Raw genomic sequence first — 14,124 nt, 5'->3', positions numbered from 1 at the left:
CTTGCGCGCGCCACTGGTACGGGCCTCACGCCTGCGGGTTGATGTCCACCGGCAGCGGCCGGCGCTCGATGCGGTCCTCGAGCTGGCCGATGTGCGCGGCCACGGTGTTGTCGGTCTGGTCGGAGCGCAGGCGGACCGCGGTCTCGAGCTGGTCGAGCCGCGCCAGCAGCACCGCCTGGCCATCGGCGTTCTGCGCCATGTGCTTGTTCTCCTGCGCTTCGAGGAAGTTGCGCAACTCCGTGAAGCGCGAGGCCTCGGCCTTGTCGGCCAGGTCGCGCTGCACCTGCATTTCCTTCGTGTGGCGCTTGGTGTCCATCAGCACCGAGCTGTGCAGGTACAGCACGTACACCAGGAAGAACGCGGCCAGCACCACGGTGAGGCCCAGCATGATCAGCCCCAGCGGGGCCGTGACCGTCATGAAGCCCAGCCACACCTCGGACGGCGCCGACAGCGCGCCCCAGTTCAGCGCGGCCAGCGCCGCGATGAGCAGCACGATGACGAAAAGAAAAGCGGATCTCACGCCCATGGAGGCCTCCTTCGGAAAGATCGAACACATCGCAAACGCAATCGACCGCGCGCATGGCGGCGCACGGTGAATGCGATGGTTTTACCTCAGCGAAGCGGCCGGTTCGGCGCAGATGGCCGCATTAACGGCCACGTCCTACAGCGGCTGCGGGCTCAGAGCTTTTCGGAAAGCTGCTCCAGGATGGCCGGGTTCTCCAGCGTCGAGGTGTCCTGCGTGATGGCCTCGCCCTTGGCGATGCTGCGCAGCAGGCGCCGCATGATCTTGCCGCTGCGCGTCTTGGGCAGGTTGTCGCCGAAGCGGATGTCCTTGGGCTTGGCGATCGGGCCGATTTCCTTGGCGACCCAGTTGCGCAGCTCGTTGGCGATCTGCTTGGCTTCCTCGCCGGTCGGGCGGGCGCGCTTGAGCACGACGAAGGCGCACACCGCCTCGCCCGTCACGTCGTCGGGCCGGCCCACCACCGCGGCTTCGGCCACGAGGTCGGTCTTGGACACCAGCGCCGACTCGATCTCCATCGTGCCCAGCCGGTGGCCCGACACGTTCAGCACGTCGTCGATGCGGCCCGTGATGCGGAAGTAGCCGCGGTCTTCGCTGCGCACGGCGCCGTCGCCGGCCAGGTAGATCGTGCCGCCCATTTCCTCGGGGAAGTAGCTCTTCTTGAAGCGCTCGGGGTCGTTCCAGATCGTGCGGATCATCGAGGGCCAGGGCCGCTTGATGACCAGCATGCCGCCCGCGCCGTTGGGCAGGTCCTTGCCGGTCTCGTCGACGATGGCGGCCATGATGCCCGGCAGCGGCAGCGTGCACGAACCCGGCACCAGCGGCGTGGCGCCCGGCAGCGGCGTGATGACGTGGCCGCCCGTTTCGGTCTGCCAGAAGGTGTCGACGATGGGGCAGCGCTCACCGCCGATATTGCGGTGGTACCACATCCAGGCCTCGGGGTTGATCGGCTCGCCGACCGAACCCAGGATGCGCAGGCTCGTAAGGTCCCAGTTCTTCGGGTGCACCTTCTCGTCGCCCTCGGCCGCCTTGATGAGCGAGCGAATGGCGGTGGGCGCCGTGTAGAACACGCTGACCTTGTGCTTCTCGATCATCTGCCAGAAGCGGCCCGCGTGCGGGAAGGTCGGGATGCCCTCGAAAACCACCTGCGTGGCACCGGCCGCGAGCGGGCCATAGGCGACGTAGGTGTGGCCGGTGATCCAGCCGATGTCGGCGGTGCACCAGAACACGTCTTCGGGCTTGATGTCGAAGGTCCAGTCCATCGTGAGCTTGGCCCACAGCAGGTAGCCGCCGGTGGCGTGCTGCACGCCCTTGGGCTTGCCGGTGGAGCCCGAGGTGTAGAGGATGAACAGCGGGTGCTCGGCGTTCACGGGCACGGGCGGGCAGTCTGTGCTCTGGCCCTTCAGCGCTTCGGCAAAGGTCTTGTCACGGCCCTCGACGCGCGTCCACGCGGTGGGCGTGCGCTCGTAGACGAACACGGTCTTGATCGACTCGCAGCCGCCCAGCGCGATGCCGTCGTCCACGATGGCCTTCAGCGGCAGTTCCTTGCCGCCGCGCAGCTGGTAGTTGGCCGTGATGACCGCCACCGCGCCCGCGTCGATGATGCGCTCCTGCAGCGCCTTGGCGGAGAAGCCGCCGAACACCACGCTGTGCGTGGCGCCGATGCGCGCGCAGGCCTGCATGGCGATGACGCCCTCGACCGTCATCGGCATGTAGATGATGACGCGGTCGCCCTTCTTGATGCCGTCGGCCTTGAGCGCGTTGGCGAACTGGCTCACGCGGGCAAGCAGTTCCTTGTAGGTGACGTTGGTGACGCTGCCGTCATCGGCTTCGAAGACGATCGCGGTCTTGTTCTCGACCGGGGTGCCGATGTGCCTGTCGAGGCAGTTGGCGCTGGCGTTGAGTTCGCCGTCGCCGAACCATTCGTAGAACGGGGCCTTCGACTCGTCGAGCGTCTTGGTGAAGGGCTTGGTCCACTGCAGGTTGCCCTTGGCCAGGCGGGTCCAGAACCCTTCGACGTCCTGCTCGGCTTCCTTGCACAGGGCCTCGTAGGCGGCCATGCCGGAAATGCGGGCGCCTTCGGTGGCGCGGGCGTCGGGCGGGAACACGCGGTTCTCGACCAGGACGGATTCAATGTTCTTGGATGCGCTGCTCATGCTCTTTGTCTCCTGGATGGATGCGGCCGTAATGTCGGCGGCCGCACTTACGGGTCACTGACGAGGGTCGAAGGTCCGATGTTAGTTCGCAGGGTTATCACGAGTGCGACACGGGGCCACCCCTAAAATCCTTCGTCCTCCACGACCACCCTACCGATGTCCGCTCCAGATCCTTTCGATCCTCTGAACCCGCCCATCCGCCGGACCGTGCCCATGGGACCGTTGCCCAAGCTGATCTTTGCGAGCCGCTGGCTGCAACTGCCCTTGTACCTGGGCCTGATCGTGGCGCAAGCGGTGTATGTGGTTCACTTCCTGGTCGAACTGCTGCACCTGGTGGAGGCCGCGTTCGGCAGCCAGACCGCCCTGCAGGCGCTGATCACCAGCATCGGCTACAAGACCACCGCCCCGGTCGGCGCGCTGAACGAGACGGTCATCATGCTGGTGGTGCTGGCGCTGATCGACGTGGTGATGATCTCCAACCTGCTCATCATGGTGATCGTGGGCGGCTACGAGACCTTCGTGAGCCGCATGAACCTGGAAGGCCACCGCGACCAGCCCGAGTGGCTGAGCCACGTGAACGCCTCGGTGCTCAAGGTGAAGCTGGCCACCGCCATCATCGGCATCAGCTCGATCCACCTGCTCAAGACCTTCATCAACGCGGACAACTACACCGACCGCGTGCTGATTGCGCAGACGGTGATCCACATCACCTTCCTGTTCTCGGCCATCGCCATTGCGTACACCGACAAGCTGATGACCGCGAACGCTTCGCACGGCGGCGCGCCTCACTGACGGAAAAAGCCCGCGCGCCCTACCCCACGGCGCGCGGCACGCCCGGCACGCCCGGCACGCCCGTCATATCCCAGGCCGGCACTTCGGTGAAGCGCCCAGCCAGAAAGTCGAGCATCGTGCGCAGCGTGGCCGGCATGTGCTTGCGCGAGGCATACACCGCGTACATGCCCACCACCTGCGGCTCGAAATCGCCGAACAACCGCACCAGCTCCCCCGCCTGCAGCAGCGGCGCCGCCAGGTAGGTCGGCAGCATCGCAACGCCGGCCCCCGCGCGGGCCAGGTACATGAGGCTCGCAGCATCGTTGGCCGAGACGTTGCCGCCCACGGCCACCGAGGCCGGCTCCCCCGTGTCCTTGCGCGTGAAGTTCCACAGGCTGCGCCCGAAGTACGAATGCGTGAGGCAGTTGCGCTGCGCCAGCTCTTCCACCCGCAGCGGCTGGCCGTGCTCCTTCAGGTAGCCCGGTGAGGCGCACACGACCGAACGGCAGTCGGTGAGCCGCCGCGCGATGAGGTTGGGGTCGATCTCGGCGGCCACGCGAATGGCCAGGTCGATGCGCTCGTCCACCAGGTTCACCGCGCGGTCGAGCAGCACCAGGTCGACCGCCACGCCCGGATACAGCCGCACATAGTCGGCCACCGCATCGGCCAGTTGCGCCTGCGCGAACGAGGTGCTGGCCGTGATGCGCAACTGCCCGCGCGGCGCCTCGGCCGGGTGCCGCACCGCGGCCTGCATGTCGCCCGTGAGCTCCAGCACCTGCCGGCAGCGCGGCAGCAGCTCCTCGCCGGCGGCGGTGAGGCTCAGGCGGCGCGTCGTGCGGTGCAGCAGGCGCGCGCCGGTCCATTGCTCCAGCTCGGCCACGTAACGCGTGACCACGGGGCGCGACAGGTCGAGCTTGTCGGCCGCGGCCGAAAGGCTGCCCGCATCGACCACGTTCACGAACACGCGCATTGCATTCAATCGGTCCATTCGAACGATTTTAGAAATAAACAAGCGCGCAAATCGAGGTATTTCTTTCGAAATCAGAAACCTAAGATGCGGTTCATCGCATCCGATCCCTTCGGTCCTTTCGTTTTTTCACAGGAGTCCCTCATGAGCCACATCGCCATCATCGGTGCCACCGGACGCGCCGGCAGCCAGCTTCTCGAAGAGGCGCTGCGCCGCGGCCACACCGTCACGGCCATCGCCCGCAAGGCCAGCGCCAAGCTGGCGGACCGCGCCAACGTGAAGGCCGTCGACCTCGACGTGCTCGACGGCCCCGCGCTCGAGAAAGCCCTGGCCGGCCACGACGCCGTGTTCAGTGCCGCGCACTTCGCCACCGTGCCGCCCGCGGCCATCGTCGAGCCGGCCAGGCGCGCGGGCGTGAAGCGCCTGCTGGTGGTCGGCGGCGCCGGCAGCCTGTTCGCCGCGCCCGGCCTGAAGGTGATCGACACGCCGAACTTCCCCGATGCCTACCGCGCCGAAGCCTCGGCCGGCGGCGTGTTCCTGGACGCGCTGCGCAACGAGAAGGAACTCGACTGGACCTTCCTGTCGCCTTCCGCCGAGTTCGTCAACGGCGAGCGCACGGGCAAGTTCCGCCTGGGCAAGGACGACCTGCTGGTGAGCGCCGAAGGCCGCAGCTGGATCACCTTCGAGGACTACGCGATCGCGTTCATCGACGAGCTCGAAAAGCCGGCGCACTCGCGCCAGCGCTACACCATCGGGTACTGATCCGGTACCGATCGCCGACCAATTAAAAAGGACCCGCGAGGGTCCTTTTTTCATGGAGGCTGGCCGGTGTGCCGGATCAGCGGCCGGTCATGTTCTCGGGAATCACCCACGCATCGAACTGCTCGGCCGTCAGGTGGCCCGAAGCGATGGCCGCTTCGCGCAGGCTCGTGCCTTCCTTGTGCGCCTTCTTGGCGATGTAGGCCGACTTGTCGTAGCCGATGTGCGTGTTCAGCGCGGTCACCAGCATCAGCGAGCGCTGCACCAGCTCGGTGATGCGTTCGCGGTTCGGCTCGATGCCCACGGCGCAGTGGTCGTTGAAGCTCACCATGCCGTCGGCCAGCAGGCGCACGCTCTGCAGGAAGTTGTGCGCCACCATCGGGCGGAACACGTTCAGCTCGAAGTTGCCCGACGCGCCGCCGATGTTGATGGCCACGTCGTTGCCGAACACCTGCGCGGCCAGCATCGTGACGGCCTCGCTCTGGGTCGGGTTGACCTTGCCCGGCATGATCGACGAGCCGGGTTCGTTCTCGGGGATGCTCAGTTCGCCGATGCCGCTGCGCGGGCCGCTGGCCAGCCAGCGCACGTCGTTGGCGATCTTGTTCATGCTGGCGGCCAGCGTCTTCAGCGCGCCGTGGGCGTGCACCAGCGCGTCCACGCTGGCCATGGCTTCGAACTTGCTCGGCGCAGTCACGAAAGGCAGGCCCGTGAGCTTCGCCAGTTCGGCGGCCACTTGTTCTGCGTAGCCCTTGGGTGCGTTCAGGCCGGTGCCGACGGCCGTGCCGCCCAGCGCCAGTTCGCTCAGGTGCGGCAGCGCGGCGCGCACGTGCGCCTCGCCATGCGCCAGCTGCGCCACGTAGCCCGAGAACTCCTGGCCCAGCGTGAGGGGCGTGGCGTCCTGCAGGTGGGTACGGCCGATCTTCACGATGTCGGCGAAGTCCTTGGCCTTCTGGTCGAGCGTGCCGCGCAGCTTGGCAATGGCGGGCAGCAGCTTGTGCGTGATGGCTTCCACGGCGGCCACGTGCATGGCGGTGGGGAACACGTCGTTGCTCGACTGGCTGCGGTTCACGTCGTCGTTCGGGTGCACCAGGCGGCCTTCGCCGCGCTCGCCGCCGAGGATTTCGCTCGCGCGGTTGGCCAGCACCTCGTTGACGTTCATGTTGGTCTGCGTGCCCGAGCCGGTCTGCCACACCACCAGCGGGAACTCGCCCGGGTGCTTGCCGGCAATGACTTCGTCGGCGGCCGCCACGATGGCGTGGGTCTTCTTCTCATCCTGCAGGCCCAGCGCGTGGTTCACCACGGCCGAAGCACGCTTGACCTGGGCCAGGGCCTTGATGATCTCGCGCGGCTGCTGTTCGCCGGAGATGTCGAAGTTCTGCAGCGAGCGCTGCGTTTGCGCGCCCCACAGCTTGTCGGCCGGCACGTCGATCGGGCCGAAGGTGTCACGCTCGGCGCGGGTCTTGGGAGAAGTCGTCATGAAAAAAGCTCCGGGGTCATGGAAGGTTGCGTCGGCTCGGGCGAGAGGCCTGGGTCGCGCCCGGGCGGGCGAGACACACAGACCGGGATCGCGCCCGGACAGGCGCGGTGCCGAGTATCGGCCAATACGAGTAGCTCGCATCTGACGGGGCCATTGCCTGTTCGCTGACATGGCGATACGTCCTGCGCCTTGACTTTCATCATGCCAAAAAGTTATGATCAAAGGCTTCCGACGACCAACAAGTCATGATGATGACGCCCGTTGGTCACCCCTTCACTACTCGCGGATCTCCACATCCCGTCGCGGTGCAAGGTTCTCCCGCCGGGCCCAGCCCGGCAAACCGGCCGGATTTTTCCGTCCCCATTGCCACGTCACGCTCATCCAGGCGGCGCCCCTCGACCAGGCCCGTTGCCCTGCGAATGAAGCATCCGGCGGGCACTGGCTTCGTCGCCATGTCGTCTTCAGTGCCTGTCGGCAGCCCTTGAGGCCTGCCGGGCCATTGCGCGCGTTTTTCCCGCGTGCCGCCTGGCAACCCTTTGGCTGGTGACGTGGTCGCCGTCGTCCCGCGTGGGGCGGCGATCTGTCCACCCTTCACCAAAGGAGCCCCGACGTATGGCCAAAGGAATTCTCATCGACCACGTTTTCAAGGTTTTCGGCGACGAGCCGCAACAAGCCCTGGAGCTGGTCCGCCAAGGACTTTCCAAGAAAGAGATCCTGGCGCGCACCGGCCAGTCGATCGGCGTGTTCGACGCCACCTTCGAAATCCAGGCTGGAGAAATCTTCGTCATCATGGGTCTCTCGGGTTCGGGCAAGTCGACGCTCGTGCGCCTGCTGAACCGGCTGATCGAGCCGACCGCGGGCCGCATCGTGATCGACGGGGCGGACATCAACGAACACTCCGACGTGCGTCTGCGCGCGCTGCGCCGCAAGGACATCAGCATGGTGTTCCAGTCGTTCGCGCTGATGCCGCACATGACGGTGCGCGAGAACACCGCCTTCGGCCTCGAGCTGTCGGGCACGGGCAAGAAGGAGCGCCTGGCGCAGGCCGACCTGGCGCTCGCGCAGGTCGGGCTGGCCGGCTGGGGCAACAGCTACCCCGACGAGCTTTCCGGCGGCATGCAGCAGCGCGTGGGCCTGGCCCGGGCGCTGGCCTCCGACCCGTCGATCCTGCTGATGGACGAAGCCTTCTCGGCGCTCGACCCGATCATCCGCACCGAGATGCAGTCGGAGCTGCTGCGCCTGCAGCAGGAGCAGCGCCGCACCATCGTCTTCATCTCGCACGACCTGGACGAGGCCATGCGCATCGGCGACCGCATCGCGATCATGAAGGACGGCCAGGTGATCCAGGTCGGCACGCCCGACGAGATCCTGCGCAGCCCCGCCAACGACTACGTGCGCAGCTTCGTGCGCGGCGTGGACGCGGCGGCCGTGTTCAAGGCGGGCGACATCGCGCGCAAGTCGCTCACCGTGGTCAGCGAGCACCCCGAGCGCGGCGCGCGCGCGGCGCTCAAGCTGCTCGAAGACCAGGACCGCGACTTCGCCTACGTGACGAGCCCGAACAAGCGCTACCTGGGCACCGTGTCGGCCGACACGCTGCGCGCCGCGCTGGACGGGCATTCGGGTCCGCTGGGCCTGCGCCACGCGTTCCTGAACGACCTGGGCTCGATCGAGGCCGACGCGCCCGTGGCCGGCCTGTTCGGCCAGGTGGGCCAGGCACCGTGCGCGGTGCCCGTGGTGGCCAATGACGGGCGCTTCTGCGGCGCGATCAGCAAGACCACGCTGCTGAAGTTCCTCGACCGCGACACGCCGCCGATCGACCCCGCGCACCAGCCGCAGCACCCGGCCCAGCCTTCCGCGGCCACCGCGGCTGCCTCCACGGCAACCACCGCAGCCGCCGCAACCGCCGCCTGAACGACGTCGAGAAAGAGCCATTGATGAACGACACCGCACTGCCCTCCGAACTCTCCAACCTGAACGACGCCGCCGCGACGCTGGCCACCCAGGCCGCGGCCCCCGCGCCGATGCCGGTCGACCCGTGGGAGGCCATGTCGGCCGCGCCCGACACCTCCGCCACCAGCGCCTGGCTCGACGCCCCGGCGCCACTCGATGCCGCCCACCAGATGGCCGGCCAGGCCGACGCCGCCACCGGCGGCTTCCAGCTGCACCGCCTCTGGGACGGCTCGCTGCCCATCGAATCGTGGATCAACCAGGGCCTGGGCTGGGTGGTCACGCATTTCCGCCCGTTCTTCCAGACCGTGCGCCTGCCGATCGACAGCACGCTGAACTCGGTGCAGAGCCTGCTCACCGGCCTGCCCACGCTGGCGATGATCGCGCTCATCGGCCTGCTGGCCTGGCAGTTCGCGGGCCGCGCGCTGGCCATCGGCACCACGGTGGCGCTGCTGCTGGTGGCGATGCTGGGCATCTGGCCCGAAGCCATGGTGACGCTGTCGCTGGTGCTGACCTCGCTGGTGTTCTGCATGGTCATCGGCCTGCCGCTGGGCGTGCTGCTGGCCAGCAGCGACCGGGCCCAGCGCATCATGCGGCCGGTGCTCGATGCGATGCAGACCACGCCCGCGTTCGTGTACCTGGTGCCGGTGGTGATGCTGTTCGGCATCGGCAACGTGCCGGGCGTGATCGTGACGATCATCTTCGCGCTGGCTCCGCTGGTGCGCCTGACCAACCTGGGCCTGCGCCAGGTGCGCCCCGACCTCATCGAGGCCGCGCGCGCCTACGGCGCCTCGCCGTGGCAGATGCTGGTGAAGGTGCAGCTGCCGCTGGCCATGCCGTCGATCATGGCGGGCATCAACCAGGCGCTGATGCTGTCGCTGTCGATGGTGGTGATCGCCTCGATGATCGCGGTGGGCGGCCTCGGCCAGATGGTGCTGCGCGGCATCGGCCGCCTCGACATGGGCCTGGCGACCGTGGGCGGCGTTGGCATCGTGCTGCTGGCCATCTCGCTGGACCGCCTGACGCAGGCCATGGGCAAGTCGCGCCGCAGCGGCGGACGCCGTTGGTGGCACACCGGCCCGGTCGGCTTCGCGCTGCGCACGCTGCAGCGCGCCGTGGCCCCGGGCCGCTCGGCCGGCGAGCCGGCGCCCGCCCTGTCGACGCAAGCGCAATGAACGGAGGAACCGAACGCATGAAGAGCCTGAAGAACATGACCCGCAAGACCCGTTTCATCGCGCGCGGCCTGCTGGCCCTCGCCTTCGTCGCCTCGGGCGTGGCGGCCCAGGCCGCCAACGACCTGCCCGGCAAGGGCGTGACGGTGCGCCCGCTGAAAAGCTCGCTCGCCGAGGAAGCCTTTCAGACGCTGCTGGTGATGCGCGGGCTCGAGAAGCTCGGCTACACGGTCGAGCCCATGAAAGACCTGGAGCCCGCCACCGAGCACCTGGCCATTGCCAACGGGGACGCCACCTTCATGGCCAACCACTGGAGCCTGCTGCACGCCGACTTCTACAAGAACAGCGGCGGCGACGCCAAGCTGTGGCGCAAGGGTGTGTACTCCGACGGCGCGGTGCAGGGCTACCTGATCGATCGCAAGACGGCCGAGCAGTACAACATCACGAACATCGCGCAGCTGAAGGACCCGGCCATCGCCAAGCTGTTCGACGCCGACGGCGACGGCAAGGCCGACCTGACCGGCTGCAACCCCGGCTGGGGCTGCGAGCTGGCCATCGAGAACCACCTGACGGCCTACCAGCTGCGCGACACCGTCACGCACAAGCAGGGCAGCTACGCCGCGCTGATGGCCGACACCATCGCCCGCTTCAAGCAGGACAAGCCGGTGCTGTACTACACGTGGACGCCCTACTGGGTGAGCGCCGTGCTGCGCCCCGGCACCGACGTGGTGTGGCTGCAGGTGCCCTTCTCTTCCTCGCAGGAAGGCCAGGCCGACACCAAGCTGCCCAACGGCAAGAACTACGGTTTCCAGGCCAACCAGGAACAGATCGTTGCCAACAAGGCGTTCGCCGAGAAGAACCCGGCCGCGGCCAAGCTGTTCGAGGTGATGAAGCTGCCGATCTCGGACATCAACGCCCAGAACCTGCGCATGAGCCAGGGCGCCAACACGCAGCAGGACGTGGAGCGCCACACCGACGGCTGGATCAAGGTGCACCAGCAGCTGTTCGACGGCTGGCTCGCGCAAGCCCGGGCCGCCGCCCGGTAGGCACCGGGCGGAGATAATCGGGGGGCGTTTTCACATTCATAAAAAAGCCCCCCACCATGACGACCACGATCCAGCAGGCCGACCTGATCGAATCGATCAGCGCCGCGCTGCAGTACATCAGCTACTACCACCCCGCCGACTACATCGCCCACCTGGCCCGCGCCTACGAGCGCGAGCAGAGCCCCGCGGCCAAGGACGCCATTGCGCAGATCCTGACCAACAGCAAGATGAGCGCCACGGGCCACCGCCCGATCTGCCAGGACACCGGCATCGTCAACGTGTTCCTCAAGGTGGGCATGGACGTGCGCTGGGGCGGCTTCACCGGCAGCCTCCATGAGGCCATCAACGAAGGCGTGCGCCGCGGCTACAACCACCCCGACAACACGCTGCGCGCCTCGGTCGTGGCCGACCCGCAGTTCGACCGCAAGAACACCAAGGACAACACGCCCGCGGTGATCTTCACCGAGATCGTGCCGGGCAACACCGTCGAAGTGACGGTGGCGGCCAAGGGTGGCGGCAGCGAGAACAAGAGCAAGCTGGCCATGCTGAACCCCGGCGACAGCGTGGTCGACTGGGTGCTGAAGACCGTGCCGACCATGGGCGCCGGCTGGTGCCCGCCGGGCATGCTGGGCATCGGCATCGGCGGCACGGCCGAGAAGGCCGCGCTGATGGCCAAGGAAAGCCTGATGGACGACCTCGACATGCACGAGCTGCAGGCCAAGAAGGCCTCGGGCGCCGAGCTGAGCAAGGTCGAGGCGTTGCGCATCGAGCTGTACGAGAAGGTCAACGCGCTGGGCATCGGCGCGCAGGGCCTGGGCGGCCTGGCCACCGTGCTGGACGTGAAGATCCAGATGTACCCCACGCACGCCGCGAGCAAGCCGGTGGCGATGATCCCCAACTGCGCGGCCACGCGCCACGCGCACTTCACGATGGACGGCAGCGGCCCGGTGTACCTCGACCCGCCGTCGCTGGACCTGTGGCCCGACGTGAACTGGGCACCCGACGAGAAGAAGAGCAAGCGCGTGAACCTCGACAAGCTCACGCCCGCCGAAGTGGCGAGCTGGAAGCCCGGCGACACGATCCTGCTGAACGGCAAGATGCTCACCGGCCGCGACGCCGCGCACAAGCGCATCCAGGACATGCTGGCCAAGGGCGAGAAGCTGCCGGTGGACTTCACCAACCGCGTCATCTACTACGTCGGCCCGGTCGACCCGGTGGGCGACGAGGCCGTGGGCCCCGCCGGCCCGACCACCGCCACGCGCATGGACGGCTTCACCGAGATGATGCTGGCCCAGACCGGCCTGATCGCGATGATCGGCAAGGCCGAGCGCGGCCCGGTGGCCATCGAGGCCATCAAGAAGCACAAGAGCGCCTACCTCATGGCCGTGGGCGGCGCCGCCTACCTCGTGAGCAAGGCCATCAAGACCGCCAAGGTGGTGGGCTTCGAAGACCTGGGCATGGAAGCCATCTATGAATTCGACGTGGTCGACATGCCCGTGACGGTGGCGGTGGACGCCGGCGGCACCAGCGCGCACATCACCGGCCCGGCCGAGTGGCAAAAGCGCATTGCCAGCGGCGAGTTCAAGACCATCATGATGGAACAAGCTTGAACGCCACCGCCGCCCGGCCGCCCGCAGGCGCTCGCACCGCGGTGCGCGGCACGAAGGCTTGCTGATGCACCCGGTAGGCGTCTTCGACAGCGGCGTCGGCGGGCTCAGCGTGCTGGCCGCGCTGAGGGCCGAGCTTCCGCACGAGAACTTCGTGTACTTCGCCGACACGGCCTATGCGCCGTACGGTGAACGCGGAGACGCCTACGTGATCGAGCGCTCGCGCGCGGTGGTCGACCACCTGCTGCGCGCGCACGGCATCAAGGCGCTCGTGGTGGCCTGCAACACGGCCACCACGGCCGCCATTCATTTGCTGCGCGCCGAGCACCCTGGCCTGCCGATCGTGGGCCTGGAACCGGGCCTCAAGCCCGCCGTGGCGGCGAGCCGCACCGGGCACGTCGCGGTGATGGCCACGCGCGGCACGCTGGCCAGTGCCAAGTACGCGGCCCTGCGCGCATCGTTCGCCGGATCGGCCGACGTGCGCCCGGTGCCGTGCGACGGGCTCGTGAAGGCCATCGAAGGCTTCGACGCCGCGGGCATCGCGGCCCTGTGCGAGCGCTACATGAAAGAGGCCGGGCCTTTCGGCGACGGCCCCACGGACGTCGACACCGTGGTGCTGGGCTGCACCCACTACCCGCTCGTGAAAGACGAACTGAGCCGGCACGCGCCGGCCACGCTGCGCTTCATCGACACCGGCGTGCCGGTCGCGCAGCAGACACGGCGCCTGCTGGCGTCGGCCGGCCTGCTCGCAGACGGCGGCACCGGCGCCTTGACGCTGCAGAGCAGCGGCCACGTCGCCGTGCTCGAAGCCGCGGCGGCACGCTGGCTCGGGCTTCCCATGGCCGGCGCGGCCACCGTGGCCACCACGGCCTGAACTCGCGCACCGACCCGCGCACCGACCCCATGCACCTGCTGCGCCACGCCGCCCTCTTCCTTCTTTGCCTCTGCGCCGCCGGCCTGAGCCACGCGGCCTGCGAGAGCGGACTGGCCGAGCGCATGCACGCCAAGCTGCACCCGAACCGCCCGCTCGACGAGCGGCTCGCGGCCTGCAAGATCTGGCCGGCATTCCCCGGCCGCAGCATCGTCGTGCTGCCCCTGCCGCGCGAGACCACCGACCGCGGCGCCAAGGTCTTCGACCTCGAGATCCTGCTGATCCAGCGGCCCGACAACGGCAACACCGACCGCGACACCGTCATCGGCCGGCTCATGCAGGCCGAGGCCCTCGACGAGGACGCCACCACCTCGATCCAGGACATCCGCATCGACACCTCGCGCTACGTGCTCTCGCCCGAGGCGCGCGCCTTCGGCCTGCGCGTGCGCTACCGCGGCACCAGCGCGCCCGGCAGCCCGCTGGCGAGCGAGACCGTGCGGCTCTACGTGCACCATGCCAAGCAGCTGCGCCAGGTGCTGCAGGAGATCGAGCTCGACCACGACAACGGCGGCTGGGATTCCACCTGCACCGGCCACTTCGAGAAGCTGCGCGGCATGCTGTCGATCGGCAAGGGCAGCAGCAACGGCCTGGCCGACCTGCAGCTGTCGCGCACGCTGGTGCAGAGCCGCGCGCAGGAGCAGGAAGACCAGGGCTGCCTCGAGAAGACGCTGCCCGCGAAGTTCGACACCGTGACGCTGCGCTACGACGGCGAGCGCTACAAGGTGCCGAAGTCGCTGCGCCAGCAAACGCCCTGATCAACACCCGACAAGC

Annotated in this window: 12 protein-coding genes; 8 read left to right on the top strand and 4 right to left on the bottom strand. The window is 68.0% G+C overall.

Annotated elements, in window-relative coordinates:
* Positions 1-25 precede the first annotated feature (25 nt).
* Both BM013_RS22295 and acs read right to left on the bottom strand, forming a co-directional pair.
* On the bottom strand, positions 26-526 hold the full coding sequence (locus BM013_RS22295) for a Signal transduction histidine kinase (protein WP_093129960.1): 501 nt from the start codon (positions 524-526) through the stop codon (positions 26-28).
* Between the two features lie 152 nt (positions 527-678).
* Positions 679-2,676, bottom strand: a complete 1,998-nt coding sequence (gene acs, locus BM013_RS22290; RefSeq protein ID WP_093129821.1) for an acetate--CoA ligase — start codon at positions 2,674-2,676, stop codon at positions 679-681.
* A gap of 156 nt (positions 2,677-2,832) precedes the next feature.
* Between acs and BM013_RS22285 the strand changes: the two genes are divergently transcribed.
* Positions 2,833-3,468, top strand: coding sequence for a YqhA family protein (locus BM013_RS22285; protein ID WP_093129820.1), 636 nt, complete (start codon positions 2,833-2,835; stop codon positions 3,466-3,468).
* Positions 3,469-3,487: 19 nt separating this feature from the next.
* On the opposite strand, the gene BM013_RS22280 is transcribed toward BM013_RS22285, so the two are convergent.
* Positions 3,488-4,435, bottom strand: coding sequence for a LysR family transcriptional regulator (locus BM013_RS22280; RefSeq protein ID WP_093129819.1), 948 nt, complete (start codon positions 4,433-4,435; stop codon positions 3,488-3,490).
* A 123-nt stretch (positions 4,436-4,558) separates the two neighbouring features.
* Here BM013_RS22280 and BM013_RS22275 point away from each other — a divergent pair, with 123 nt between their 5' ends.
* Positions 4,559-5,176, top strand: a complete 618-nt coding sequence (locus BM013_RS22275) for an NAD(P)-dependent oxidoreductase (RefSeq protein ID WP_093129818.1) — start codon at positions 4,559-4,561, stop codon at positions 5,174-5,176.
* Positions 5,177-5,252: 76 nt separating this feature from the next.
* Here BM013_RS22275 and fumC read toward each other — a convergent pair whose 3' ends face one another.
* Positions 5,253-6,650, bottom strand: coding sequence for a class II fumarate hydratase (gene fumC / locus BM013_RS22270; protein WP_093129817.1), 1,398 nt, complete (start codon positions 6,648-6,650; stop codon positions 5,253-5,255).
* Positions 6,651-7,262: 612 nt separating this feature from the next.
* Here fumC and proV point away from each other — a divergent pair.
* From proV to BM013_RS22240, 6 genes are all read left to right on the top strand, one after another.
* The gene (proV, locus tag BM013_RS22265) at positions 7,263-8,561 is read left to right on the top strand and encodes a glycine betaine/L-proline ABC transporter ATP-binding protein ProV (RefSeq protein WP_093129816.1); all 1,299 of its coding nucleotides are present in this window, start codon (positions 7,263-7,265) and stop codon (positions 8,559-8,561) included.
* Positions 8,562-8,584: 23 nt separating this feature from the next.
* On the top strand, positions 8,585-9,772 hold the full coding sequence (proW, locus tag BM013_RS22260; protein ID WP_093129815.1) for a glycine betaine/L-proline ABC transporter permease ProW: 1,188 nt from the start codon (positions 8,585-8,587) through the stop codon (positions 9,770-9,772).
* A gap of 17 nt (positions 9,773-9,789) precedes the next feature.
* On the top strand, positions 9,790-10,815 hold the full coding sequence (gene proX / locus BM013_RS22255; RefSeq protein WP_371270042.1) for a glycine betaine/L-proline ABC transporter substrate-binding protein ProX: 1,026 nt from the start codon (positions 9,790-9,792) through the stop codon (positions 10,813-10,815).
* 56 nt (positions 10,816-10,871) lie between these two features.
* A complete protein-coding gene (locus BM013_RS22250) occupies positions 10,872-12,425 on the top strand; it encodes a fumarate hydratase (protein WP_093129814.1) in 1,554 nt (517 codons plus the stop codon).
* 64 nt (positions 12,426-12,489) lie between these two features.
* Positions 12,490-13,296, top strand: coding sequence for a glutamate racemase (gene murI / locus BM013_RS22245; protein WP_093129813.1), 807 nt, complete (start codon positions 12,490-12,492; stop codon positions 13,294-13,296).
* 29 nt (positions 13,297-13,325) lie between these two features.
* Complete coding sequence (locus tag BM013_RS22240; RefSeq protein ID WP_093129812.1) at positions 13,326-14,108, top strand: PA3715 family protein; 783 nt, start codon at positions 13,326-13,328, stop codon at positions 14,106-14,108.
* The last annotated feature ends 16 nt before the right edge of the window (positions 14,109-14,124 follow it).

The sequence above is a fragment of the Variovorax sp. OK605 genome, from assembly GCF_900115445.1.
Classification (GTDB): Bacteria; Pseudomonadota; Gammaproteobacteria; order Burkholderiales; family Burkholderiaceae_C; genus Variovorax.
The sequence above is the reverse complement of the archived record's forward strand: the minus strand, read 5'-3'. Positions and strand labels throughout refer to the sequence as shown.